18 protein-coding genes are annotated in these 25,698 nt (G+C 47.8%); 4 read left to right on the forward strand and 14 right to left on the reverse strand.

Annotated features, from left to right (window positions below; genetic code table 11):
* Positions 1 to 7 precede the first annotated feature (7 nt).
* The 3 genes from C7B82_RS00405 (at position 8) to C7B82_RS00415 (ending at position 4,508) form a co-directional block, all read left to right on the forward strand.
* Entirely contained in the window at positions 8 to 1,825 is a 1,818-nt protein-coding gene (locus C7B82_RS00405; protein WP_106254341.1) for an asparagine synthetase B family protein, read from the forward strand.
* Entirely contained in the window at positions 1,819 to 3,207 is a 1,389-nt protein-coding gene (locus tag C7B82_RS00410) for a diaminopimelate decarboxylase family protein (protein ID WP_106254342.1), read from the forward strand. Before C7B82_RS00405 ends, C7B82_RS00410 begins: the two co-directional genes overlap by 7 nt.
* Positions 3,208 to 3,308: 101 nt before the next feature.
* Positions 3,309 to 4,508: a toprim domain-containing protein gene (locus tag C7B82_RS00415; RefSeq protein ID WP_219903852.1), complete on the forward strand. Its 1,200-nt coding sequence runs from the start codon at positions 3,309 to 3,311 to the stop codon at positions 4,506 to 4,508.
* Between the two features lie 62 nt (positions 4,509 to 4,570).
* Here C7B82_RS00415 and C7B82_RS00420 read toward each other — a convergent pair whose 3' ends face one another.
* The 14 genes from C7B82_RS00420 to C7B82_RS00485 form a co-directional block, all read right to left on the reverse strand.
* Positions 4,571 to 5,146: a Uma2 family endonuclease gene (locus C7B82_RS00420; protein ID WP_106254344.1), complete on the reverse strand. Its 576-nt coding sequence runs from the start codon at positions 5,144 to 5,146 to the stop codon at positions 4,571 to 4,573.
* Positions 5,143 to 7,092 (reverse strand): tRNA uridine-5-carboxymethylaminomethyl(34) synthesis enzyme MnmG, encoded by a 1,950-nt coding sequence (gene mnmG, locus C7B82_RS00425; RefSeq protein WP_281258896.1) that lies wholly within the window; start codon positions 7,090 to 7,092, stop codon positions 5,143 to 5,145. Before mnmG ends, C7B82_RS00420 begins: the two co-directional genes overlap by 4 nt.
* 341 nt (positions 7,093 to 7,433) lie before the next feature.
* Complete coding sequence (locus tag C7B82_RS00430; RefSeq protein ID WP_106254345.1) at positions 7,434 to 8,540, reverse strand: glycosyltransferase family protein; 1,107 nt, start codon at positions 8,538 to 8,540, stop codon at positions 7,434 to 7,436.
* A 21-nt stretch (positions 8,541 to 8,561) separates the two neighbouring features.
* On the reverse strand, positions 8,562 to 9,596 hold the full coding sequence (locus tag C7B82_RS00435; RefSeq protein WP_106254346.1) for a glycosyltransferase family 2 protein: 1,035 nt from the start codon (positions 9,594 to 9,596) through the stop codon (positions 8,562 to 8,564).
* 64 nt (positions 9,597 to 9,660) lie between these two features.
* On the reverse strand, positions 9,661 to 10,617 hold the full coding sequence (locus tag C7B82_RS00440) for a GDP-mannose 4,6-dehydratase (RefSeq protein ID WP_106254347.1): 957 nt from the start codon (positions 10,615 to 10,617) through the stop codon (positions 9,661 to 9,663).
* Between the two features lie 19 nt (positions 10,618 to 10,636).
* A complete protein-coding gene (locus C7B82_RS00445; protein WP_106254348.1) occupies positions 10,637 to 11,869 on the reverse strand; it encodes a glycosyltransferase family 4 protein in 1,233 nt (410 codons plus the stop codon).
* A 50-nt stretch (positions 11,870 to 11,919) separates the two neighbouring features.
* Positions 11,920 to 13,194 (reverse strand): glycosyltransferase family 4 protein, encoded by a 1,275-nt coding sequence (locus tag C7B82_RS00450; protein ID WP_106254349.1) that lies wholly within the window; start codon positions 13,192 to 13,194, stop codon positions 11,920 to 11,922.
* 29 nt (positions 13,195 to 13,223) lie between these two features.
* Complete coding sequence (locus C7B82_RS00455) at positions 13,224 to 13,928, reverse strand: class I SAM-dependent methyltransferase (RefSeq protein WP_146141009.1); 705 nt, start codon at positions 13,926 to 13,928, stop codon at positions 13,224 to 13,226.
* A gap of 676 nt (positions 13,929 to 14,604) precedes the next feature.
* The gene (gene hepA / locus C7B82_RS00460) at positions 14,605 to 16,446 is read right to left on the reverse strand and encodes a heterocyst formation ABC transporter subunit HepA (protein WP_106254351.1); all 1,842 of its coding nucleotides are present in this window, start codon (positions 16,444 to 16,446) and stop codon (positions 14,605 to 14,607) included.
* A 388-nt stretch (positions 16,447 to 16,834) separates the two neighbouring features.
* On the reverse strand, positions 16,835 to 17,785 hold the full coding sequence (gene crtC, locus C7B82_RS00465; protein WP_106254352.1) for a cyanoexosortase C: 951 nt from the start codon (positions 17,783 to 17,785) through the stop codon (positions 16,835 to 16,837).
* A 5-nt stretch (positions 17,786 to 17,790) separates the two neighbouring features.
* Positions 17,791 to 18,393 (reverse strand): HpsJ-like protein, cyanoexosortase C-associated, encoded by a 603-nt coding sequence (hpsJ-C, locus tag C7B82_RS00470; RefSeq protein WP_106254353.1) that lies wholly within the window; start codon positions 18,391 to 18,393, stop codon positions 17,791 to 17,793.
* Between the two features lie 280 nt (positions 18,394 to 18,673).
* Positions 18,674 to 19,315: a PTPA-CTERM sorting domain-containing protein gene (locus C7B82_RS00475; protein ID WP_106254354.1), complete on the reverse strand. Its 642-nt coding sequence runs from the start codon at positions 19,313 to 19,315 to the stop codon at positions 18,674 to 18,676.
* A gap of 659 nt (positions 19,316 to 19,974) precedes the next feature.
* Positions 19,975 to 20,649: a PTPA-CTERM sorting domain-containing protein gene (locus C7B82_RS00480; RefSeq protein ID WP_106254355.1), complete on the reverse strand. Its 675-nt coding sequence runs from the start codon at positions 20,647 to 20,649 to the stop codon at positions 19,975 to 19,977.
* Between the two features lie 703 nt (positions 20,650 to 21,352).
* On the reverse strand, positions 21,353 to 24,805 hold the full coding sequence (locus C7B82_RS00485) for a sensor histidine kinase (protein ID WP_106254356.1): 3,453 nt from the start codon (positions 24,803 to 24,805) through the stop codon (positions 21,353 to 21,355).
* Between the two features lie 474 nt (positions 24,806 to 25,279).
* Between C7B82_RS00485 and C7B82_RS00490 the strand changes: the two genes are divergently transcribed.
* Positions 25,280 to 25,654: a hypothetical protein gene (locus tag C7B82_RS00490; protein WP_219903854.1), complete on the forward strand. Its 375-nt coding sequence runs from the start codon at positions 25,280 to 25,282 to the stop codon at positions 25,652 to 25,654.
* Positions 25,655 to 25,698 lie beyond the last annotated feature (44 nt).

The following is a 25,698-nucleotide window of genomic DNA, read 5'->3' on the forward strand; positions in this document are numbered from 1 at the left end:
GCCGGCTATGGGTAAGGCAATTCTGACTGCAATCAAGCCTCATCATGCGGTTGGCTATTGGGGTTATGGCAGTCAAGCCGACCTGGAACAAAGGCTAACGCGGGTGGTTGGCACCATTCATAACGATCAATTCACGCGTCAGTTGGGTCAATCGTCCTGTAAGGCTATGCAGGCATGTGTTTGGGGCGTTGCTTACCTGGGTTTACACCCATCTGACTGTTTACAGTTGCCTGCGGGGACGATCGCAGCTTTAACGGCCTCTGGTCAATGTCAGATCATTGATGGGACTGCTTCGCCTGACGCGTGGGCAACCGTGGAGGGCGATCGCTTCACCTTAGGACGGGAACCTTTTGGTCGGATGCCATTGTACTGGACTCAAGTGGGACAAGTGCTCTGGTTCGCCTCACGCCTGAGTCTATTGCTGCCTGTGATCGAAACACCAGATATCAGCATTCCGGCGCTCTATGGCTACAGCTACTTCTCCTACGTGCCAACGCCGCTGACGCCGGTGGCACAGATTCAATCTGTGTCAGCTGGAACAGAGCAAACCTGGGTTGCGGATCAGGGTTCGTTGTCACGATTAAAGGAGACTCGATCGTTCGAATGGCAGGAAGCATCAGACCCAATTGAGGATGAAGCGATCGCGGTTGAAGCGCTGCGATCGTTGCTCAAGGAGGCAGTGGCGCGTCAAGTTGCTGACCTGCACGATGAACCAGTGGGTGTTTTGCTATCGGGTGGGCTGGATTCGTCGATCGTGGCGGCACTGTTGGTCGAAGCCGGTATCAAAGTTCGTGCGTATACTCTCGATTTTGGTGCAGACAGCCTTTCAGAATCTCCCTATGCTGAGCAGGTAGCCGCATTTTTAAATATCCCACTGATCAAAGTGGATGCCAGTCCTAGACGTGTGCGAGATGCCCTCATACCAACTGTGCAAGCGCTGGATGTACCCTTTGGTGATGGCGTGACGGTGCCGCTCTTTCTCTTGATGCAGGCTGCCAGCCAGGATGTGCGGATCATCTTCAACGGTGAAGGGGGCGACCAACTATTTGCGGGTTGGACAAATAAACCCTTGATTGCAGCCGGACTTTATCAATCGGTGCAGACTGCCGACGAGCAGTTTGAGCAGCAATACCTCCGCACGTTTCATCGCTTATGGGGCTACGAAGCGCAAATTTTTCAGCCAGCGGTTCTGGCTCAACTCTCATCGCTAACACCGCAAGCGTGGCTGCACGAGGCGTTGAACCCAAGCTTTTCGCGCACGTTACTGCATCGTCTCCGTCGCGCTACCTTGATGCTAAAAGGCGCGCAGAATATTCATCCCCGTGCAACCAATCTGGGCTTGGCTCATGGGTTGCAGGTGCGATCGCCCTTCTGCGATTTGGCCCTGGCGCAATGGTCTTTTCAGCTTTCAGGCGCACTCCATCTACAGGCTGCCTGCGAAAAGTATATTCTGAAGCGAGCCGTCGAACCCTGGCTACCACCGGAAATTGTCTGGCGGCAAAAGCGTGGCATGGGTGTTCCCTTAACCGCCTGGTGCTTGAATGGTCTATGGCATGAACTGGGGCTCTGGCTAAATCCTGGTTGTTTGCGCCACGAAGGTATCTGGCAGGCTCATGTGGCGACTCAGATTGCGGCTGGCAAGCTTGGCACAATTCAAGGTCGTCGTATCGGTGAGAGCCTTTGGTTGCTTATGATGTGGCAAGTGTGGCAACACGCCGTTCTCGGCACGACGCGCTCATCTGCCTCGTTAGATCATCCCTTCTGGTTACCGGCTGTGCTAGGCCAACATTATCTTCGACTGCAACGAGAGACTCGATCATGGTAGCAACCTCACCCCCCACCCCCCACGCCACACACCCCTTCTCCCTTCACCAGGCAGAATCACTGCTCGACACCTACGGCTCACCACTATATGTCTATGATGGCGATCGCCTGCGTCAAACCATTCAACACATCACGCAATCCATCCCGTATCCTCGCACTCGCTTCCACTTCGCCAGTGTGACCAACGGCAACCTTGCCCTCCTGCAAATTTTCCGTAAGGCAAGTTGGGGACTCCACGCCAACACTCCCGGTGACATTTACCTCGGACTACAGGCAGGCTTTCATCCCAGCCAGATCATCTATAGCGGTAGCAACCTGAACCGCGCTGAAATGGAGCAGCTTTTCCGTTGGGACGTGACTACATTGAACCTAGACAGTCTCGCGCAGCTAGAGCTTTCCTGTGAAACCTGGCGCTTCCTACAGGATACGGAGACTGAAACAAGCCTCTCCGCCTCTACCCTCACACCCCACACCCCATACCCCACACCCCATCTCGGACTCCGCCTCAACCTCCCTGCACTCACTGGAGACAGCCGTATTGGTATTCGCCTAGAGGAATTTCCCGCTGCGGTTAGCATGGCGCAACAAGCTGGACTCCAAATCAACGGACTCCATTTCTATCGTGGAACGGGTACGAACGCCACGACTGCTTTCACTGAGGCGATCGACACCGTGCTCACCACTGCCAAACAATTACCTGATTGGACTTACCTCGATTTTGGTGGCGGTTTTGGCTATCCCTATCATCACGATGGCGCGGCGTTTAACTGGAACCAATTTGGTGCTGCCTTGAGCGATCGCCTCGCGCAGCTCGATCGTCCCATCGATCTCGTCATTGAACCGGGACGTGCGGCGATCGCGGGCTGTGCGACCTTGCTCACCCAGGTTGTCTCTGTCAAATGGCAAGACGACAAGCAAATTGTTGGCGTTGATACGACGGTTGCCAATCTTTCTGTACCATCTGTCCACGGTGGCTATCGAGAAATTGTGACTTGGGAAGGGGAGAAGGAGGCAGAGGGCAGAAGGCAGGGGGCAGAAGGGTGTGGGGTGTCGTGGGGTATAGGGTGTGGGGAAGATAACCAAACTCAAAGCTCAGAACTCAAAACTCAAAACTTTCCTACAGACGTTTGTGGTAACACGACCTATTCTCGTGATTACCTGGGTAAAAACTGTCAACTTCCAGCCCTGAAAATGGGTGACATGCTCGCCATTTTGGATGTCGGTGCGTATGGTTATGCGATGTCGTCTCACTTCTTGCATCGTCTTCGACCTGCTGAAGTTCTACTCGAAAAAGGCACTCATCGCCTGATTCGGAAGCGAGAAACCTACAGCATACTGATGGAAAATCAGCTCTTTGAAAGGCATTCACCGGAGGTTTTATGAAATGTTTTCGCTGTAGTACTGACAACACGCTTAAAGACCGAACGGACAATCAAGGTCGCTGTAAAAATTGCCAGCATCCCTTTGCTTTCGAGCCCACAGCAATGGGTAAAGTTAAGGTGACCGATCCGATGTTTGCGAAGGCGATCGCTGATCTTTCAGCCAACAACACGCTCTTTTTCACGTCCCGACAGTTCCTCTACTTCCTTGACAGACGCTTTAAAAAGAAGGGGATGCTATCACCAGTTGGTTGTCTGGCTCTCTACCTGGTCGTGACAGCGATAGCAACGATTACGATTGGTGGCATTCTGTTGGAGGGAACAAAGAGTGTTTTAGCTCTATTTTTACCCGCGATCGCGATTAGTCTCCTGGTCGGAATCATCCTCTTTCAAATGAGTGGTTCTACTAAGTCCAACCCTAGAGTTCGTCAGAATAGTGCCAAAACGTTACAGCTCATTGGTGGCATCATTCTGATCGTAGGGATCATCGCCAGTCTTGCAGGGAACTCGTTTGTGCTCTTTGTCATTAGTGTGTTTTTAGGCGTTGGAGCAATCTACTTGGGCGCTCGACAGCGCCGACAAATACTCAAGCATCAGGAATTTACGATTGACCTGGCCCAGTTTCAAGGGTGGCTCGATCGCTGGCAGCAAGTGAATGGTTCTGCCACTAATCTGCTGCCGCCTGCACGTGAAGACCGAACACCGACTACAGTGAATCCGGATGTGGCGGCCTATAGCTTCGATCGTCTGGTGGTTTGTAGCAGTTCTACGATCGCGCAACTTTTGATTACCAACAACTTTCACTTCGAAAATAACTGCGCCATTCTGAGCATTACAGGCTATCCGCAGAGTATTTTTGATACCACAATGGCAATGCTACGCCGTAATCCTGAGTTGAAAGTTTATGCGTTTCATGATTGCAGCCCAAAAGGCATTAGCTTGATTCATCAAATTAAAACTAGCCCTCAATGGTTCCAAAACAGCAACGTCGAAATCTTTGATGTTGGCTTGTTGCCACGACAAGTGTTTCCAAGTAAATCAATCTTTATTCAACATGCAGCCGATGCTGTTCAAGTAGCAAAACAGATGCCCATTGAGGTGCGATCGAGCCTCTCAAAAGAAGAGATTGAGTGGTTGGAAGCAGGCAATGTGGTTGAGTTAGAATCATTCACGCCTCAGCAACTGATCCAAATTCTTAATCGGGGTATTGCGGGCAGCCGAGAACCAGGCAGCGATGACAGCAGTCTGATTTTTGTTGATAGTGGCTATGGCAATTCTTACTACGTTGTTGAGAGCTTTGGTTAGTAGCAAAAAATCCTGTTTCAATGCGTAAGATTGCGATTTCACTGCATACAGTTAACTATTAATTACCAGATCGATTGGACATTTAGAACAAATCCTGGTAAGACATCTTCATCGGAAAGTGTTGCTGGAGATTTCAGGACTTCTACTGGTTGATTGGGACGATAAATTTCAGCACTGTGATCTTTACGGTTAAGCAGCCAGCCAAGCTTTACATCATTTGCGATGTATTCTTGCATCTTTGCCTGTGCATCGCTAAGGTAATCACTGGGAGACATGAGTTCCAGCACAAAATCAGGCGCGATCGGTGGAAACTTTTGTTTTTGCTCTAGTGCTAGTTCATTCCAGCGCTCGTTTTTAATCCAGGCAACATCAGGAGAGCGGAGTGCTTCATTAGGAAGTTTGAAACAGGTTGATGAATCAAAAACGATCCCCAGTTTCGTTTGGCGATTCCAAATTACAAAGTCTGCATTCAATTCGGAATTGTAGCTGCCTGTTTCGCCTCCCGTTGGTGCCACGATGACCAATTCTCCTTTTGTGGTGCGTTCAAATTTGACATCGGGATTGGCTCGACAAAGCTGTGCAAAATGCTCGTCGGTGATTTGAACGATCGCGTCAAAGTTGATGGTGAAGGCAGTCATACAACCCCTACTTCTGTCTGCTGACGGGCTTGAATTTCCAGGTAAACCAATAGGGCATTCACATCGGCTGGGTTGACACCCCCAATCCGCGCGGCTTGCCCGATCGTCAATGGTTGAACTTTTGCCAGTTTCTCGCGGGATTCTTTAGAGAGTGTAGCGATCGCGCTGTAATCTAAATCGGGGGGTAAGGGGCGATGTTCTTGACGGACGATCGCGTCAATTTGATGCTGTTGCCGTTGAATATAACCGGCGTATTTAATATCAATTTCGGCACCTTCTTTTTCAGCGCGATCGCACTCCACATTACCCAAACCAAACTGTTCTAAATTGGCGTAGTGGAACCCTGGCTTCCGCAGCAAATCGGCTAGTGTCACCGAACCTTTGATGGCTTGTTGGGTATGGGCAGCAATTTGCTTTCCTAAATCATCATGCTCTTTCACGCGGGTTTCGTGCAGGCGTTCTTTCTCAGCAACAATGCGTTCCTGTTTGTGCGTAAACAACTGCCAGCGACGATCGTCAATCAGCCCAATGTCTCTTCCCAATGGCGTGAGGCGCTGATCGGCGTTGTCCGATCGCAGCAGCAGGCGATATTCAGAACGAGAGGTGAGCACGCGATACGGTTCGCGCAAATCTTTCGTGCAAAGGTCATCAATCAGCGTACCAATGTAGCTTTGCTCACGCGGAAAAATCACCATTTCTTGGTGCTGCACCAACCGAGCAGCGTTGATGCCTGCCACGATGCCCTGTGCTGCGGCTTCTTCGTAGCCTGTCGTGCCGTTAATTTGCCCCGCGCAGAAAAGCCCCTGCACCTTTTTCGTCATCAGCGTGGGATAACACTGGGTGGCAGGAAGGTAGTCATATTCCACCGCATAGGCAGGACGCAGCATCGCGCATTGTTCTAAACCCGGGAGCGATCGCAGCATTTGGAGTTGAATCGCCTCTGGCAAGCCTGTCGAAAAGCCCTGGATGTAGAGCTCTGGGGTATCGCGGCCTTCTGGCTCAATGAAGATCTGATGGCTTTCTTTATCGGCAAAGCGCACAATTTTGTCTTCAATGCTGGGGCAGTAACGGGGCCCTTTCGCATCGACCCAACCACCGTAAACGGGTGACAGATGCAGATTCTCACGAATAATGCGATGGGTTTCAGCCGTGGTGCGCGTCAGATGGCAGGGCATTTGTTCGTGCTCGACCCATGCCTCTGGATCGAAGCTGAACCAGCGAACATCCGCATCACCGGGTTGGGGTTCCAGATGGGTGAAAGCTACAGAACGCCGATCGACTCTGGCAGGTGTACCCGTTTTCAGGCGTCCCGTTTCAAAGCCCAGTCGATTGAGCGTTTCGGTCATCCCAACCGCAGCAAATTCTCCTGCACGTCCGGCTGCCATTGACTTGTTACCGACCCAAATTTTGCCGCCCAGAAATGTTCCTGTGGTCAGCACCACCGCTTTGCACTGAAACGCAACGCCGAAGTAGGTCTCTACCCCAATGATTTCATCGTGATCACCCAAGACCAGATCCGTTGCCATGCCTTCGCGGATCGTCAGGTTTGCCTGGTTCTCCACGATCGTTTTCATGACAGTCGCATATTCGCGCTTGTCTGTTTGTGCCCGTAATGCCCACACAGCAGGGCCTCTCGACGCATTGAGTACACGCTTTTGCAGGTAAGTGCGATCGGCCATTTTGCCAATCTCACCGCCTAAGGCATCCACTTCATGCACCAGCTGCGACTTGGCAGGGCCGCCGACAGCAGGATTACACGGCTGCCACGCAATTTTGTCTAATGTAAGGGTCAGCAAGAGCGTGCGACAACCTAAGCGTGCGGTTGCCAATGCCGCTTCACAGCCAGCGTGTCCGGCTCCGACGACAATGACATCAAAGGCATCCAAAAATTCAACAGACGATCGCACGGTCATGGCGGACTTTACGGCTTGGGACTCTCGCTCCATTTTAGCGGTTATGGTTGACGCGCTCTACTCCATAACCTTCTTTAGTCCTTCTGAATAGGGAGTATTTAGAATAGCGGGACGTTTTTCGGGGCTCAATCGCCTATGCCAGTTTGTAGAGTAGAGGCGATCGACCCAGCATTTGAGTTGTCGATGTTACTGCCAACTGTTTGAGGCGCTATTGCCAGAGGTACGAAGCGATGAGGCCTTTAAGCACCCATTAACGATTCCTGTCCACTCTTCATCACAAGTGCACTCAACATCTCTGCTGAAACAGCAAAGCGTTTGGAAGCATCTGCTCAACCTCCGCTTGATCATCCAATCGTTGATTGTTTTAGCAATTGTTAAACCAATGAATGAGTGACGTTAGAGGTGAGAGTGAGTTTTTTAAGGCAATTGATAAACCGGGTTTCAGCGTCTGCCGGACGTTCTAAAATCGATGGCGTATCCAAAGTTCTGCTCATTTGAGCGACTAACTCATCCCTACTGTCATAGCAATAGACACCTGGGTAGCTAAAAGCACTTCTACAGGCGTTGGCATTAGCAATTACAGGCACGCCAGCAATGAGCATTTCAGGTATCCGGGTTAACGCTCCCACACCTGCTTTTTGATGAGCCAGGACAGCTTTAGCATTAAGCAGTAGATGATTTAACTTGCCAGAATCAACTGTTCCATGCAATGTGAAGCGTGGATCACAACAGTAATCTTTAAGTGTTTCTGTCCCATAGCCAATAATATCAATAGTAAAATTTACACCCTGACTAATTTCGCTGAGCCACTGAATCTGCTCGATCATGCCGATTCTTGTTGGGGGGTTAATCGCTGTGCCTAAGATTAAAAAGCGATGGGGCGCTGTATCTTGTCTCAGTTGTCTCAGTTCCAGCAAATTCGATAGAATTGGCTGCGGCGGATAATACGGTAGATAATCAGCGTCAATACCGTATAGCTTTAACAACCATTGCTCTTCACGCGCAATGCAGAATACGGCATTTGCTTTAGCTAACTGCTTGGCTTCATTGGCAAAGCTGTCTGGTAACGGTTGGTAGGTAAATGGATCACGCTGGTCAGGGACGAGCGATTCGAGGTTATGAGGTAGGGCAAGAATATTGAAGTCAAAGTCTTTCGCTACATAAGGAGCAATATAGTTTTCGGTATCTTCCCAGAGCAGCAGTTTTGAACCCTTGTGTTGGTTTAAATTATCGTAATAGATCTTAGATTGCTTACCGCACAAACTAATAACACGGTGAGATGGATAAGCATTGAATTTGTGTTTTGCTAAAAAAATTAGGCCACCAACATACCGATCAATTCGATTAGTTGAGTAGAGATTGATATCACACGCCTCTAGCCCCGCTTGAATGACTAGTTCCTGAATTTGAGCACTCCGACGCTGCCCACCATTTCCGTTTGGATCAGTTTTAAATTTAGAACTACGTAAAATTGCAGTCATGCTTTTATCTTGAGACTAAGGTTAATTACTTGCTTTCAACTGTCTTAGAAACCATCTTGAAGTAGCCCATTGCAGAAGTTGGAGTGTTTTTATTTTGACCTTGAAGGATGAACTACATTTCATAGCTGCTTGAATTTGCGAGAATGCTGTTTCCCAATCACTAATTGCAACCATTTGGCGTGCGGTATTCAGTGCATAAAGCGCATAATGTTCTTTTGCATTATTGGATAACTTTTCGACCGTTGATTCAGGCAAATAGGTTTTAGAAATCTCTATTGCTAAATATGTGTGAGCAATATTATCACCAGATTTAATTAGACGAGAAGATTCCGATGCCGAATGTAAGCGGAAACAGGCTAAAGGTTTTGGTTCATACCAAATTGCATAATGTGCAGCAATGCGTTTCCACATTTCCCAATCGGATGCAGAATAAGCTTGAGGACAAAATCCACCTAACTGTTCATAGGTACTACGCTTGACCACGATTGAAGGAAATTGAATACGTTGGATTACCGCAATAGTTTCTAACCAATTTTCTAAAACGCCAGCGGTCTTCTGCTCAATCGATGATAGCCCCTGCCAATGACCTTCTTCATCCATGTAGATATGGCGGCAAAAGGCGGCTCCAATAGAAGCATCTGTTGTTGTAGCTGCTTGGAGTTGACGATAAAATCCAGGCAAAACAACATCATCTTGATGTAAAATCTGAATCCAATGGCCTTGAGCACGCTGAATGCAGGTGTTCCAGTTTTTAATTTGACCCATGTTGTGAGGCTGACGGAAGAAGGCGACCCTGCCCTGGCCGATTTCTTTTACAAGTGCTTCTGGGTCATCATCTGTTGAACAATCATCAATGACCTCAATTTGCATTCGGTCAACTCCAGGATCTTGCTCAAGAATACTGCAAAGTGTCTGCTTGAGGTATTTTGTTCCGTTGTAAGTTGGAATCATTACAGACCAAAGTGGTCTATGAATACTATCAGAGAGAGAAGTAATAGATGGATAATTAATAGATTCAGAGTTGATAGCTTCCGACGGATGATTTACTGCTTCCATGGTGGGTTATGGGAATGATTGCTTGCTGCTTAAAGACGCTTAACGCAGCAAGCAAAGTAACAATTTACAAATTAAGCTTCGACTCAATCATCTTTTTCACAACATCTTTCATTTGAGATTCTGCTTGCCATCCCATTTTTTGCCTGGCTTTTTTAGGACAACTACGGCTTACTGCAATATCGGTCAGACGGAATAAACTTTTATCGATGACTACGTGCTCCTCCCAGTCCAGTCCGACTGTTGCAAAGGCAGTTGCAACAAAATCTTCCAACGTGTAAGAACACCCAGTAGCAATCACGTAATCATCAGGCTGATCTTGTTGCAGCATCAAATACATGGCTTCCACATACTCTGGTGCCCAACCCCAGTCTCGCTGAATAGAAGTGTTACCCAGGCATAGTTTTTCCTCGCTTCCCGCAGCAATTCGACAGGCAGTAGCAATGATTTTTTGGGTAACAAACCGCTGCGGTCTTAAGGGCGATTCATGGTTTGACAGGATGCCAGAGCAAGTAAATAAACCATAAGCTTCCCGGTAATTGGCAACCTGCCAAAAAGCTGCAGATTTCGCAGCACCATAGGGGCTTCTGGGTCGAAAGGGCGTGGTCTCATCAGCAGCGGTATCACCCGTATTGCCAAAGCATTCACTCGAACTGGCGTTATAGAACTTGATAGGTTCTCCCAGAAAGCGAATTGCCTCTAGTAGATTTAGCGTACCTAGAGTAATGCTCTCAAAGGTTTCGATAGGCTGCTCAAAGGATAGCCCTACTGAGGTCTGCCCTGCTAGATTGTAAATTTCATCCGGTCGAATCTTCTTGATCGCTTGAAGTACACTACGGAAATCATTTAAAGCAACGGATTCTAGTTTGATTTGATCGTGAATGCTTAGTCGAAGCAAATTACTGAAGGTTGATATCTGAGCATCACGAGATGTCCCGCATACGGTATAGCCTTTTCTAACCAACAATTGTGCCAAGTACGCTCCATCTTGACCGGAAATTCCGCAAATAATTGCTTTTTTCATGGGTCATCCCAAGTGATAGTTATTTTTTTTGATAAAGCAGGTTAGCCAGTCTTTTCTCAAGCCGATCCAACGCAGATTCTATAGACCATTTTTCAGTGACAAAATGATGACCGTTTTGACCTAACTTCTTGGCATACTCTGGATTATCTGCAAGTTGTTGTATTGCATCAGCGATAGAGACTGTATCGTTTTCCGCGATCAAGCCGTTAAAACCATGAATGACTGTTTCTCTGATGCCACCCTCTGCGATCGCAATCACTGGCAGTCCACAGGCGTTCGCTTCTAAGGGACCATAGCCAAAGGGTTCTAAGCGTGGGGTATAGACCGTTGCTAGTGCTTGATTGAGAAGCTTAACTAGCTCTTGATCATCCACTCTTACTTTAGGTTGAAAGTCTACGTTCAGATTCGCTGCGAGCTGTTGAATTTCTTTCAGATAAGATGGATCTGCAAAGTTTCCTATCCAGACTAAAGCTGGTCTGGATTCTTTAACTTTAGCTAGTGCTTTTATCACAAAGCCTATATTTTTAGCGACGGTAAACGATCCTACTCCAACAACAAAATTTTCTCTTGGTTGATGAAGGTGCTGAAAAAGAGCAGTATCGATGCCTAAGTAGCAAACCTGGGCGTCTAAACCATAGGCACGTAAGATGCTTTCGCGGCTGAAATATGAATTAACGAGTATATGATCGAATGCTTGAGCGTTGAGCAACTCTTCACGAGCCTGGATTCTTAGTTCCTGTACTTTGACAAGATCGGATAGAAATCGCCGGATGTATTTGGGCGACCACCAAGTGCTCTGTGTGGCTTCTAAAGCAACCCAGGGCAGTTTTGGCATTGCTTCATATAAGCGACGGTAGGGTTCTTGTAAATAAAGGTAACTAGCAGTTTTTGTGTAACGACCAATAAAAGGAGCACCGTAAAACCGACAGGAATGAGCAAACAGTAAATCAAACCCACCTTGATTGATGGCTTCTGCACATTGCTGAGAATGTTGCTTCATTGCCTCCAGCTTCTTGAAAGAATCAAGATAGGCGTTGAGGGAATAAAGAGGAAGGCGTGATTCTTGCTTTTCCCATTCAAAAGGTACGATGTGCTCTTTGACTAATTCACCCAAAGGCAAGTAGGTTTGATCGGCAGTGGGAGGGCACCAAGATTCAACGACATGGCCTCGCTCAAGCAGGCCACGCACATAGCAGTAAAGTGCCCGTTTACCACCACCACTCGGTAAGTTATGCCAAACTGCAATTTTCATAAGGCGTTGCGAGAGTTGAGCAGAAAAAGGACGTAAATTAAAAACCAGCTTTACAATGATTTCTTATAGGCATTAATAGTTCCCTGCGTAAATGTCTCCCAACTAAAATTCTTAGCTTGATTAATGGATTTTAGAGACATTTCTTCTCGAAGTTCAGGTCTTCTGTAAAGTTCAAAAATACTTTGACAAAGCCCTTCTCTGTCAAAAGGGTCAAGCTGAATTCCTGCAGCACCCACAACTTCAGGTAAAGATGAGGTATTGGATGTAATCACTGGGGTGCCACATTGCATTGCCTCTAAAGGTGGAAGTCCAAAGCCTTCATAAAATGAAGGATAGACAAAAGCTAAGGCTCCGCTGTACAGAGCAGCTAAGTCCTCATCATCCACATATCCAGTTACTATAATGCGATCTCTGAGTAAACCTGCAGAGTCTATGTCATCAAAAATACTGTCATACTGCCAACCTTTGCTGCCAGCTAGAACAAGATTTAAGTCACTAATCTTTTGCTCCTTTACTAGTTGACAAAAGGAGCGGATTACATGAGAAATATTTTTTCTTGGTTCTAATGTGCTTAGACTCAAAATATATCGTTCATTAGGAATTAAATATTTTTTCTTCGTTAGCCTAATTTTCTCCAAATCTTTGCAAAAATAAAAGAGATTAGATGCAGCCAGATGAGTAACAATGACTCTATCAGGATTAAGATGCTTTACATGATTGAGCAAATCATTTCGAGTTGCGCGGGAAATACAAAGAACCCAATCATCAGGAGTTAAACTCCCGATGATGCTATTAAATATTTCAAGTTGAGCTTCAAGATCCTTGAAGAAGTCTGGATAGAGGACTGGTATTAGATCATATACTGTTATAAATCTTTGTAATCCCTTTATTGCTTTAGTCTCTTTAGGTAAGGCGTAGAATGGAGAATGAAAAATATCTTTTCCGTATAAGTCTCTTTCATACAGAGGAGTATAATTAGAATCTTGAAGGCTAATAAAATGAGACAACGCCTTTCTCCATACTTTTGTCAAAAACTTGTGTGCAGCAGAAGCGTCATCTTTTTTAACAAGATTCTTGAGATTTTTATAAATCAATTTTTCAAAATAACCGGAAAGGTATGGAATCCCAACTAGGTTATCTTCGTGAATTAAATATTCAATTGAGTGGATTAATGATTCTGGCGAAAAGGCTGTACAGAAAAATGGGTTGCACTCTTGAGAGCTATGCAATCCATAGGCGATCTGTTCAGCAACTCTAAATATGCCTGCACGAGAATTTCCATAGTACCCTGTGCCAAGAACAGAGATGTCATAAACAATTTTCATAATATACTGCTCACAAATCATGCTAGAGACTACAGATTAATAACAGCTATCAGACCCGTAGCCACTTTCCTGTATGACAGTAGATTAAGAATTAACCTACTAAGTTTTTTAAGAATCTTTTGTGAGATCCCGTTAGATATAAGCTCACTAGAACTAAATTCGATCATTTCTCTAACTAAATATTTGGTAGGAATATCTAATTCTGTAAAAACGTGAAAGCTGGAATGGTTAGTACTTAAAAAAAGCTCTTCAAGAGATTTGCTAGTATAATTTCTTAAGTGAGTTTTATCTTGATAATGCGCAAAAGTAAGGCCAAATCTATGCATTGTTTCATCTTCTTTAGGTACAGCAATAATTAGTCTTTTTTCTGTTACCCTAATCAATTCCTGAATAGCTAGATGATCGTCTACATGCTCTAAAACATCAAAGCAGTAAGTGCAGTCAAATGTTTTATCTGCGAACGGTAAATCAGTAACATCTCCTTGCACATATGTTCCCGATTGTCCTCTTTCTCTAGCAACATCTAAAAACTGGTTATATTTATCTATTCCAGTGATCTCGAAATTCTTTTGAGACAAAAACTCAACATATGCGCCGCCGCCGCAACCAGCATCTAAAATCTTTTTGCCAAGCAAGTATCGATTCAAATGCGATACTCGCTCAGGGTTTAAGTTGCCACTGATAGATGACCAGTTGAATTTTTTAGCGTTTTCAACAGAATAAAAATCTTGCATTGTTACCTCATAACTAATTGTTTGACATTTCAATTTAGCTTCGGTCTTATTGCTCTCGACCACTTCTTATTCAATGATTTATGCTCCTCTGTATCCTCAATGGTGAAGCGCTAAAACAGTATCTCTGCTCCAAAGTGCACTGAGTCTTTGCCAGTATTCAGGCAATTACCAGAGAAGTTGTATTGGCTGCTTTCTTTATCTATTTTTTGCTCAGATTCTCAACTCGAATCACTGTGCTATTCATGTAGAAAGCCTCATCAAACCAAAGTATTGGATACGATGTCCTGCTTCCTCTAGCTTGTACAAACAGTTCGTTACAGGATCAGGAAGAATGCCGGAAAATCTGCAGCCTTTTTCGGTGCTCTAGATTGCTCAGAGAGGATTTTGCAGTTCATCAGAAGCCCGATTTCTTCACGAAACTCTGGTTGAACATGCCTATAGCGGCCAGAAATCCGCGTTCTCTCAGCACCAAAATCATTGGTTGTTCAAGGCTTTTGTCGTGCGGTCTTCACAAGACTCATGCATCAATTATTTGAATGCTCTTTCGCAAAGCGTGCATCCAGTACCACTCTCCTGGCTCCCCTTCAAAAAAGAGAACCGCTAAAATCTCCTTTGAAAAAGGGCTTTAGCGGTTCTCTTCGGCGTCAGTTCAATCAAGATCAGATATACAGTCGCATCAACCCGCTTCATGCTGCATCTGGTGATAGTTCCACAGCTTACCGCGCAAGGACAGCAGTTCTTGATACGTGCCTTGCTCAATAATACGGCCTTGTTCCATTACAACGACCTTATCAGCTCTCATAATTGTTGATAAGCGGTGAGCAATGGCGATGACGGTTCGTCCCACCGACAGATTTTCTAACGACTTTTGAATCAACCGTTCTGATACCGAATCCAATGCACTCGTTGCCTCATCCAGAATCAAAATCTCTGGATTCCGCAGTAGTGCCCGCGCAATCGCAATCCGCTGCCGTTGCCCACCCGACAAACGCACACCGCGATCGCCCAATCGCGTGTCTAGCCCCTCTGGTAGTTCTTGAATAAACTCCAAGGCATTGGCTAACTGAGCTGCTTCTATAACCGCTTTCTCATCAATGCTTTCCATCCCGTAGGCAATGTTGTCGCGCACACTGGCATTGAAAATAAACGTATCCTGACTCACGATCGCCATCTTGTTGTGAACAGACGTCAGATCATATTCGCGTAAGTCAGTAGCGTCGAACAAAATCTTGCCACGAGTAGGGTCATAAAAACGAGCAACTAAATCCGCCAACGTTGACTTTCCTGCACCTGACGCACCTACCAGCGCGATCGTCTTTCCTTTGGGGATCGTCAGCGTAATGTCGCTCAGAACAGGTTCATTGAGAGTATGTTCAAAATCAACTGCAACAATCTCAATGGCTTGCTTCAACCCATAAAAGGGTCGGTGGCCGTTCTGGAGGTAATGCTTATCATCCGTCCGCAAAAAGCGTTCCACATTTTGCACCGCTCCCTGCAGCGCACTCAGCTCTGCAAAACGTCCACTCACTTCCTGCACAGCCGGAGCTGTCCGCATGAGCACAAACACAAAGGTCAGTAGCGTCGCCACCTGCAAATCACCATTCGGCACATAAATCGTCATGCCAATCACAATGATGCTAATTAAGATGACAATGGCGATCGATTCTGCGATGGGTCGCACAGCGGCAAATTGCCTGACTGCCTTCTTCGTTGATGCTGAAACTTCATCAGCCGCACGATAAAAGCGCCGACGCTCAAAATCTTGAGTTGAGAAGGCTTGCACCGTACGAATGCCATTGATAAATTCAGCCGCGATCGCCGTTAGGTTCCCTCTTGCTGCCGATTCTGGAAAGCTGGCTCCACGAATACGCGTGTTCAGTGTCGAAATGCCGGCCGCCGCCAAACTGAAAAGCAGCGTTGAGATCAGGGTTAGCTGCCAGGAAATCCTCAAAGACATGGCAGCATACGTGAGGATGATCGCCAAACGGATGAAAATATTACTCGTTGAGGCAACAAACATCCGCATACCAGCCGTTTCCGAGGTCAGGGTATTTAAAATTTCACCCGCTTTCACCTGCCCATAGAAGCGCAAACTCAATGACTGTAATTGTTCAAAAATTCGTTTATAAAGGTTATTAATCAGCCTGATGCCGCCAATTTCAGCAGCCGTGATGCTCAAATAGCTAAACACAACCCGCAACAATGTTGATAAAAGAATCAGTGCCGAGACCCGATATAGCTGATTTAATTTAGACGCATTGACGCCTAGAATTGCAGTATCGAACCAATTAATTCCTGTCCGAAAGGGTTCCGCATTGGGATCAACTAGCTTTTGTAGAAAGGCCAATAAGAAGCTAATGCCAAAGCCTTCAAAAAGAGCCGCTAACAGAGAGAAGACAAGCACTGCCCCTATGATGTGGGGAAACCGTCGAATTTCTCTCAAAATCAGCTGATTGTTGCGCCAGAACCCGGTGGTTCTGATAATTTGCCGTAAGAGAAGAGGGAGCTGAAGTTTCATCAGATTATCTGGCTCAGTTTACTAGGAGGTCTAAGCAGTGCCTTCCATTGACGCCCTTTCTGCTGGTGTTTCAAGACACTACTCTCTGCTCGCATTTTCGACGCGAATGATCGGTGTCACTCAGACGGAAAACCTGATCAAGCTCAGATGGGGGTAAGATAACCTGTATCCTGTCAGGCTGTACAAAGATTTTGTTACAGAATCAGGAAGAATACCGGAAAACCTGCATCCTTCTTAGGCTCTTTATACTGCTCAGAGAATTTGCGGTACACCAAAAACCGGGCTTCCCTCAACCTACAATCGCCCGCCGCTAAGAGGCAGGCTGGATAGGCCTGTTTTTAGTCTGGTATATAACGACCAGTCACGTTTCTATCTGTCTCTCTACTTGCTATTGATCAACGCTAATGGGATGGGGGTCGCGTTTTCGCTGCTTCACGATCGCCATCACCACGTAGTAATAGATGGTAAAAAGCACGCTAACAAAAATCTGGCTGCCCCAGGAATCGTGCCAAAAATCAAACCAATATTTTCCCCAATACACTGCGGCAACAGTCACCAACATAATGCGCGGAATATTGAAGACTAACGCCAGCACAGCACCAACGAGCATCAAACCAATGATCTTCAATCGGCTTTGTTTGAGAAACAATCCTAGAACAAAACTGGCAACCATCATCGTTATTGCCATATCAAAGCCATTGCAGCCCCACCCAATCTGCACGGTGCCATTCGGCAACGAAATATAAATGCCGTTCAGTACCGCAGGTTGCCCGATCGCTTGTAAGGCAGCAGTACCAGCCCAAGCCATCGATCGCTCTAAGATTTCTGGGGCTGTAAAACTTTGCCAAAGGGCTCTGGTAATCTCAGCAGGCTTGGGCAATAAGCCCAGACAGATGAGGAAAATAGACACAGGATAGGTGCTGAAGAAACCAACGCCCCAAAGGCTACAGGCAACGCCCGCCAGAATAATGACGCACACCAACGCCATAATCATGGCTGAAACCATAGCATCAGACCAGGTCATGATCAAACAAACCGGGAAAAAGAGTGCCCCGCTGACTGTCAGAATCTGCCCTAGCAACTGGTCTTCTTCAGGCGTAGGTTGTGTTTCCAACACGTGGCGCTGCTTCCAAAGTTGATAGCTGCCTAACCCGATCGCCACTAGTTGCAACATCCCCGATGCTGATCCATGTAGCGATCGCAGCAGCAGTACGCCAAACCAAAACACTAGATAAGCCAGCACAACCGACAGCCCAAGCAGCACAATCCGGTTAGGGGTTGTTTTCAGCCCTGTTTGCAGTAAGCGCCCAGCAACAGGTCTTATTGTTTGCCATTTCATAAGATCTAACTTTTACGCGATCGCATACCATATCGACCCAGGCTAATCAGAGCCAGCCCCACTACCACTAAATTGCCCACCACAGAACTGCCAGTCTTGAAAACGCCTGTTTGAGCCCCTTGCTTGAGCGAAACAACCTTATCGTCAACCGACTTCGAGGCCTGCTGTAGCTGCTCTGGCGTGATTTTACCGGCTGCTGTAGGGTCAACCTTTGCCTTATCAATTTGAGATTGCAGTTGCGATGCCTGAGTATTGATGTTTTTCACTGCAATACCGTGTAGCGTGAAGCTATCGCGCACCACAACCACACAAGACAGCAGAAAGACAACGCCCAGAACGAGGCTCACCATCGCCAACTGTTTGCGTAACTGCCGTGTTTCTAAGCTGCCGTAGAGCAATAAAGCTGACCCAAACAGCAGCACAATACTGCGATCGCCAACCTGTTGCAAAAAACCAACGCGCCACTCTGCACTACCCAATGCTGGCGGCAGTGCCAGAATGAGCATATCAACGATGAAACCTGCCACACAGGCAATGCCAACGATGCGACAGAGCGCTTTGCCAGAGTAAGAAGATGCTGGACTATTGGAGAGAGAGGTAGTAGCCATAGTAATTAATCAAGACAACGAGAACTTGGCAGACGCTTATTCTTTCCGCGTTTGTACGGTTTGATCAGGGAACTATACAAAAACCTCAAACTCCAACACTAAATTGGGTCGTGTATTCGATCAACGGGAACCAAATCCTACTACCTCCTGTCTTCAGCAAAGCCATAGTCGTCGTTGTGGTTTGCCACCATCTGCAGCCACTAAAAAAAGAGGCATCTCCAAAGAGATGCCCCATTGCGAAACAGGTATAACGGTCTTTAGCCCCTAAAGACATTTCCACTTACGCGTCTACACCAGCCTTTTCAGCCTCCTGCCCTTTGCGTTTGCGCCATGCTGCTGCCCCTAATCCAATCAAACCAGGCAACAGTGCAGGCGTGGGAACTTGATACGTAAACTCATTGAAAGTAACCAATCTAGTGAGACCACCCAAGGCGCCACCACCCGTATTGGCATTCCTGATGGCAACTGTCGTGAAGCGCTCAAGTGGTGATCCTGCACCAATGTTAAAGTAATTGCCTGCTCCTGTAAAAGCCGATAGAGCAACACTTTGCGTCGTCAAGGCACCGTTAGTAATGCCGGAGATGTCAAAAAAGATATTACCTTGCGTTGCTGCAGAACCAAGGAAGAGTAAATTGGCACCAAAGGATGAAATGGGATTGGAGAAGGTAAATGTAGCTGTACTGTTTCTGCCAACTGTGAGACTTCCCAAAAGAGGAACCCCACCAGAAAGGCTAACACCACCTGATGGTAAAGAACCTGGAATAATTGGCAGGACTGGAGAACCATTGATGGAACCCGATGGGGCAGCATTTGTTTTGGAAAAAGTAAGTGCATTAGCAGGATTGGCAACTGTCAGCGCAGCGATCGAAAGAGTCGCAACGGCTGCTGTCGCAGACAATGCCTTTTGGGAGAGTAAGTTCATGCGTTTAGCTACCTAAAGTATGTCTGGTGAGATGGTTATGGCACTGCACCCTTAGGCTACCGATGATCAAAAGTACCGATCGCTTGCTGCGTGGAGACATCAAGAACCACTTTTGAGTGTGCTGTCTAGCAAACTCGATTCTGCAACTAGTACGGTTTTTGGAGCGGGATATCAACGCGGTAGCGCTGGCAATGCACCGTTGGTAGAAGCAGCACTTTGAACTGAAAGCAGAGCAGGATTAATCAACGCTCAGGATTGAGGCGCACTTAAGAAAACTGGGTTCCTGAAGGTTCTCTGGATGCTCAATAGCATCGACTCGTGCAGAGCCCTTCTGCATCAACCCTAGACTCTCGTCCTGCTCTCACTAACCTCTCGTCAGTATGCAGAGCGATGTTTGATCCAGCAAGCAGTTTATGCTTTCTTTACAGAATTTTTGTCGTTTGGGCCTTGTCTTTAAAGTTCTTTCCGTAATCCTGCACATCAGCCTGTATCAATTCAGCTGATCTACAAAAAATGGGTGATGCCAGCCTCCAGTTTCCTGGTCTAACACCACCCGTTATAGTCTTTGTAAGTATCAACACCGTCTTAGAAGCTCAGGCGCTTTCTGAAAACGGTTTTACTCCTGGTAGGAATGGCCATGCATCCCTACGTGAGCCTCCTTAGCTGTTGCCCTCTGCAACCGCGATCGCCTTCCGCTTCCGTAGCGCTGCAATACCCAAGCCAATTAGCCCAGGCAACAGAGCAGGCGTAGGAATCGATCGACTTCCCGCAATTAGCGAGATCGAATAGCTGCTGGGACTTGTTAGATCCAGCTGAGAGGTGAATCGACCAAACGCTGCGGTCGAAGTACCATCAACGTTAAAAAAGCCAGTGATGTCGGCATCGCCAGTCGCACTGTTGTAGATAAAGCTTGCAAGATCAAAGGTCACAGGAGTCGTTGTAAGAAACCCAGTGAAAATGTCTACACCTGTGATAAAGCTATTCACAGGAGCGCTAGTCAAGACCCCAGGAGTAGCGCTGGCAGACAGGTTGAGATCCTGAATGCGTGGAAGCGGAGGAACCAAACTGGCGAGGTTGGCACCAGCAAAACTCCCAGTGCTAGCAGTCACACTGGTGCCTTGCCCACCTGTACCAATGACAGGGAGTGTGAAGCTAAAAAAGTCGAGGGTATTCCCAGCCTTTTTAACCCCACCACCTGTAAGACCGACAGAATCAAGATTGAGCGCACTGCCAAGTGAGATACTGGCTGCGTGAGCGGGGGATACGGCTAAAGTTGCAGCCGTTAAGGTTGCAGCGATAGTGGTCGCTGCCAAAAATCCAGCTTTAAGCGTCATAGATTATACCTACCTGAGTGTTGTGTCCGATGTCAGATCGTTTCAACTAAACTTGGCAGGCTACCGGAGACTACAGAATATGACTGTAGAATTTGGCGGGTCAGGTGAATGAATGACTGAGAAAAGACGATTAACCCGACAGGGTTGTTCACACATCCTTCGGAATCGCGCCCTGATTGTATCCATTGTGTTAGGTAGACCGTCAAACACCATCGATCCGCGTTTTGCACGTTACGCTGGCGTTAACATCTCCCTAAAGTTAGATGTAGTGCTTCTGCTGCCGATTTAATAACTGTCATCATTGACCCATTGTTCTGCCCAGACTGACTAGACAATTGATGCGGTAGCCTGGCAGTGCACCATTGGTAGACGTGTTTTCGCCCTGTGAACGAGTGAAGTGGCGCTGAGAGATTTGGAGCTTCAGCGTTGTCTTCACTTATTCCCCAGTAGAGCGAAAAACATTGGAGGGAGTGCCCCCTATTGCAAAGCTTTACAATAGCTTTACACACAAACTCACATTTATGAAGCTGCGTCTTAAGCAATCTCTTTTGCTTAGGAACAAGAATTTAATCACTCCGACATTTGCTATGGGGGCGCATGGTCGCCTTTGCCTACAACCAATGTGTCGATTTCATTTAATTCACGATCCTTAGGGGCACAAGTCTTGCGCAGCTACAGGAGTCAGCCTTTTGCCAGAGACCCTTCAGACCACGCCTAAGAATTTAAGAATGAAGGTCGTTTGGTTGTTGCTGCTGGCAACGCGGATGGTTGCTTCTAAGCGTTCTGCAAGCTTTTGCACTAGCGTTAAGCCAAGTCCTGTCCCTCCATGCTTCCAGGGGTCGTTGTTGGGAATGCGGTAGAACTTATCGAAAATACGATCGCACTCGATCGCGGGAATCGTCACACCAGAGTTAGTGACGCAAATTTCTAAGGCGGTCGCCGTGGCGTGTGCCGATAGTGTAATGGTTTCGCCAGCCGGGGTATATTTGCAGGCATTTTGCAGCAGCTCGGTCAGAATGCGCTCCAGGTAAGCACGATCGGTGGTGAGCGGTGGTAATTTTTCTGGTAGCTTGATGATCAGCTGCTGCTGTTGCTTCTGCGTACGCTCAAGAAAGGGTTCGGTAATGTGAGCGAGAAAAGGTGGCAACGCGATCGTGCTCAACAGGAGTGGTTCGACGCCTGCATCGATACGAGCCAGGTCAAGAAGGTCATTGATGAGCCTAATTTCTCGTTGCCCTTCTTCACGCAGAATGTTGAAATAGCGGTAGATGGGGTTTGCCTCATTGTCCAAGACACCCAGCGGCCGTAGGCTAAGCTCCAGCATTTGGGTGGCCATTTTAATATTGGACATGGGTGTCCGCAATTCGTGCGAAACCGTGCTGAGAAAATCATCTTTGAGCTGGTTCAACCGCTCTAGCTCTTCGACCTGCGCCTGCGCTGCTTGATAGAGTCGCGACTGACGCAGTGCGATCGCGCATTGATTGGCAACCTGCTGTACCAACCGGATTTCTAGCTCTTCAAAGTGACTGTGGGGTGGCTTGAATAACCACATATCCCCCAAAATACCGCGTTCATCCATCAAGGGGCACACCAAAATGCTCGCGCTCTGCTCAATATTGCGTAGTGTCACCAGAGGCGTTACACAGCAATGAACGGTTTGACCGCGTATGGCTTGGCGATAAAGGTCAGGATTCTGCTCAAACGGAATCACGACACCCGTAGCAACTGATACCCGTTGGTCAATATATTCGTAGCAGATGGTGGAAGTGCCTCGCTCCATGTCGTAGAGAGCAGCATCACAGCAATCAATCCCCAACTCGATCGCTAGCGCCTGTACGGCTGTCTGTAGAATTTGAGTTTCATCCAGACTATCGCGGACGTGATCGGTAATGCGCTTGAGCAGTGCCTCAAACTTCAATGATTGTTGCAGTTGAGCCGTGCGTTCCTGCACCTGCAATTCCAAATCAGCGTTGAGGGTTTGCACCTTCTGATAGAGCGCTGCTTGCTGGATGGCGATCGCCAGTTGATCGGCTAGAGCTTGGACAAGTTCTACTTGTTCGTTTTGCCAATGTGTGATCTTTTGGCTCGAAAGTAAGCTAAAGCTACCCCAAAGTGTGTCGCCGACAATCACGGGTACCAATAGCCATGCTCCCGGTAGCCGTTGCGCTAGACTTTGGTTGATGTCATCGTCGATATCCGCAACATCCACGATCTGGACGATCTCCCGGCGCTTCAGTTGGGCTGCAAACGGATTCCCTACATCAGGAATTTCTAGCCCAAGATCATTGGGTAGGTCGGCTTTCTGCTTATAAATGGCAACATGTCGCCAGCACCCTTGCTCTGGCAAATACTGCACAACGGCAGCTTGATCAATATTCAAGAGTTGAGCAATTTCAGTGGCTGCGGTGGTCAGAATCGTGTGTAAATCCAGAGACTGACGAATGGTTCGCACGACTCGGCTGATCGCCTGCTCTCGTTCGGCACGCTGCCAGAGTGCAATCTCTGCCTGTTTGCGATCGGTGACATCCACATCCACTCCCAGCATCCGTATGGGTGCGCCAGAGGCATCCCGCAGCACATTACCTTTGCTCACCGCCCAACGAAGGCTACCATCGGGCTTCACAAAGCGGAACTCAAGATCATAGGCATCACCCTGCTCGACGCTACGGGTGATGCTGGTGGCAACGCGTTCGCGATCGTTGGGGTAGATCATCGCTATCACGGTCTCAAACCGTCCGTTGAAGCTGCCTGGCTGCATGCCCATCAGCCGTTCCAGACTTTCAGACCAAATAATTTCGTTAGTCGTAATGTTCCAGTCCCAACTGCCCATACGAGCCGCTTTAAAGGCAAGACGGGAACGCTCTTCACTTTCACGCAGAGCCGCTTCTGCTTGTTTACGATCGGTAATATCGCGCACTAGGAGCAGCACTTCATCCGCTCGATACGGCACTACTCTGACTTCCTCAGTCTGAGGTACGTCAGCCACTAAAATCGTTTGCTCGTAAAATTGGATCGCGTTCGTTTCAAGCGCTGTGCTGATAGCATCCATGCGTCGCTGCGCCAACTCCTGCGGCAAACTGTCAGACACATGTGTGCCAACAAAATCACCTGTATCGCCAATCACTCTGAAGGTTTTTGTAGCAAGGAATTCCAGATAGACGCCATGCTTATCTGCCCGCATGACCAAATCGGGTAGTGCGCTGATCAGCGCCGTCTTATGGGCTTCGCTCTCACGGAGCACCGCTTCCGATCGCACGCGATCGCTAATATCGAGATGCATTCCATCGACGATGAGCTCTCCGCGTTTGCCCCGGCAAAACCGAGCATAATCTTTGACCCACACGGCGTCGCCAGAGGCGGTCACAAGGCGATACTCTAAAGCATTCGCTTCCAGGGTGGCAGCCGCAGCGTTCAAAGCCTCAAGAAAGCGTGCCCGATCGTCTGGATGAATGAGTTCAAGTAGGCTTTCTGGATGAGCCATTAAGGTCTGTGGCTCGTGCCCCACCAGTGTCTGATACTGCTCACTGAGAAAGAGGCTAGAAAGGCTACCCTCTTGGCTATAGACTGCTCGATAGATCGCACCAGGAAGGTTAGTTGCGATCGCACCGACAAGCTGTTCGTGAAACTTCTCTTCGAGTTGAATTGCCATGCCTAGCTGCATCGCGGTCAGTTGCAGGCATTGCACTTCTAGCGCGTGCCACGATCGAGCACTCTGGCAGTGATGGGCAATCAGAAACCCCCACACATCGCCCTGCGCTACAAGCGGCACGACTAGATTTGCCTGTACCTGTAACCGGTTCAACAAGGCTGTGTAGCCGTTCATCTCCCTGGATGCCACGTCTTCGATCGCGCTATAGTACCCTTTGCGATACCGCTCTACCCGCGTAACATCAAAGCAGGGGTCATCAATCACCTGTCCCAGTAGTGGCATCCATTCAATGCTGACGGCTTCCACAGCAACGATGCCAGCCCCATTGGGGAGGAAGCGATAAAGTAGGACGCGATCGCTGTGCAGTAGGGCTTTCGTTGCGTCTAGTGCCGTCTGTAAAATGGTTTCCAACGCCACAGATTGCTGGATTTGGAGCGCGATCGCCGAAACGCTCTCTAAAATTTGCGCAGGTGTTATGACCGATGTAGCAATCTGTTTGGCAGTCATCTTGACCTGGGAAAGGCTATGGCTGTTGGTCTTACAGCAGGAATTCTACAGAATTTGTTTCGTTGAAATGACGCTCGTCAGACCGATATAGTGCTTAGTAGTGTCGCAAACCCTGTGAGCACTTAGAGTCGATGGCGATTGGAATGATAGCGGGACGTATCACCTACAGCTTGCCCAACTCCCCTACTAAGATAGACGGTTTAGAGGATGTTTGCGACGTGCAAGCGTTGTCATGCGGCTTTCGTCTGACGTTTGCCAAGCCTTTTTCAACGAGAAACCGCATAAGATACAGCATAGACGGTTGCGCTGTAAGTACAACATACTCAGCCATACCCGAAAAGCTTTAGCAGCCATGTCGATCGCTGCCACTCCAGAACTAAAACGCCCCATGACCAGGAAGCCACCATCCCCCCTTCTGCTCTGTTACAGTTCATCTCACACCCGCTTTCGTCTCTGGTTCAACTCTTCACTCGCATGAACGACCTTCTGAGCAACTTTTTTGTCACAGGACCGTTTATTCCGCATGGTCACTGTTATCTTTGGCAGCCAAGCCTGGTGTGGTTACATCTGCTTTCAGATGCTCTGATTGCCTTTGCATACTATTCCATTCCCTTGACGCTGTTCTACTTTGTTCGCCAACGGCGCGATCTGCCTTTTTCCTGGATCTTTTTGCTCTTTGCTACCTTCATCGTGTCTTGTGGTACAACCCACATTTTGGACATTTGGACACTCTGGTATCCCACCTACTGGGTATCGGGTGCGGTTAAGGCCGTCACGGCGATCGTCTCCCTACTGACGGCCTTTGTGCTGGTGCCGCTAGTGGTCTGTCAATTTTCAGTTGATGGGTAAAGTCGCTGTAGTTTGATGCGTGCATCGGCTGTCGTAAACCGCCA

The sequence above is a fragment of the Stenomitos frigidus ULC18 genome (genome assembly GCF_003003795.1).
Lineage (GTDB): Bacteria > Cyanobacteriota > Cyanobacteriia > Leptolyngbyales > Leptolyngbyaceae > Stenomitos > Stenomitos frigidus_A.

Bases quoted from the DNA above. Each gene is read 5' to 3' on its own strand.
- C7B82_RS00405 (WP_106254341.1), top strand. From the start codon at position 8: ATGGGTAAGGCAATTCTGACTGCAATCAAGCCTCATCATGCGGTTGGC.
- C7B82_RS00410 (WP_106254342.1), top strand. From the start codon at position 1,819: ATGGTAGCAACCTCACCCCCCACCCCCCACGCCACACACCCCTTCTCC.
- C7B82_RS00415 (WP_219903852.1), top strand. From the start codon at position 3,309: ATGGGTAAAGTTAAGGTGACCGATCCGATGTTTGCGAAGGCGATCGCT.
- C7B82_RS00420 (WP_106254344.1), bottom strand. From the start codon at position 5,146: ATGACTGCCTTCACCATCAACTTTGACGCGATCGTTCAAATCACCGAC.
- mnmG (WP_281258896.1), bottom strand. From the start codon at position 7,092: ATGGAGCGAGAGTCCCAAGCCGTAAAGTCCGCCATGACCGTGCGATCG.
- C7B82_RS00430 (WP_106254345.1), bottom strand. From the start codon at position 8,540: ATGACTGCAATTTTACGTAGTTCTAAATTTAAAACTGATCCAAACGGA.
- C7B82_RS00435 (WP_106254346.1), bottom strand. From the start codon at position 9,596: ATGGAAGCAGTAAATCATCCGTCGGAAGCTATCAACTCTGAATCTATT.
- C7B82_RS00440 (WP_106254347.1), bottom strand. From the start codon at position 10,617: ATGAAAAAAGCAATTATTTGCGGAATTTCCGGTCAAGATGGAGCGTAC.
- C7B82_RS00445 (WP_106254348.1), bottom strand. From the start codon at position 11,869: ATGAAAATTGCAGTTTGGCATAACTTACCGAGTGGTGGTGGTAAACGG.
- C7B82_RS00450 (WP_106254349.1), bottom strand. From the start codon at position 13,194: ATGAAAATTGTTTATGACATCTCTGTTCTTGGCACAGGGTACTATGGA.
- C7B82_RS00455 (WP_146141009.1), bottom strand. From the start codon at position 13,928: ATGCAAGATTTTTATTCTGTTGAAAACGCTAAAAAATTCAACTGGTCA.
- hepA (WP_106254351.1), bottom strand. From the start codon at position 16,446: ATGAAACTTCAGCTCCCTCTTCTCTTACGGCAAATTATCAGAACCACC.
- crtC (WP_106254352.1), bottom strand. From the start codon at position 17,785: ATGAAATGGCAAACAATAAGACCTGTTGCTGGGCGCTTACTGCAAACA.
- hpsJ-C (WP_106254353.1), bottom strand. From the start codon at position 18,393: ATGGCTACTACCTCTCTCTCCAATAGTCCAGCATCTTCTTACTCTGGC.
- C7B82_RS00475 (WP_106254354.1), bottom strand. From the start codon at position 19,315: ATGAACTTACTCTCCCAAAAGGCATTGTCTGCGACAGCAGCCGTTGCG.
- C7B82_RS00480 (WP_106254355.1), bottom strand. From the start codon at position 20,649: ATGACGCTTAAAGCTGGATTTTTGGCAGCGACCACTATCGCTGCAACC.
- C7B82_RS00485 (WP_106254356.1), bottom strand. From the start codon at position 24,805: ATGACTGCCAAACAGATTGCTACATCGGTCATAACACCTGCGCAAATT.
- C7B82_RS00490 (WP_219903854.1), top strand. From the start codon at position 25,280: ATGAACGACCTTCTGAGCAACTTTTTTGTCACAGGACCGTTTATTCCG.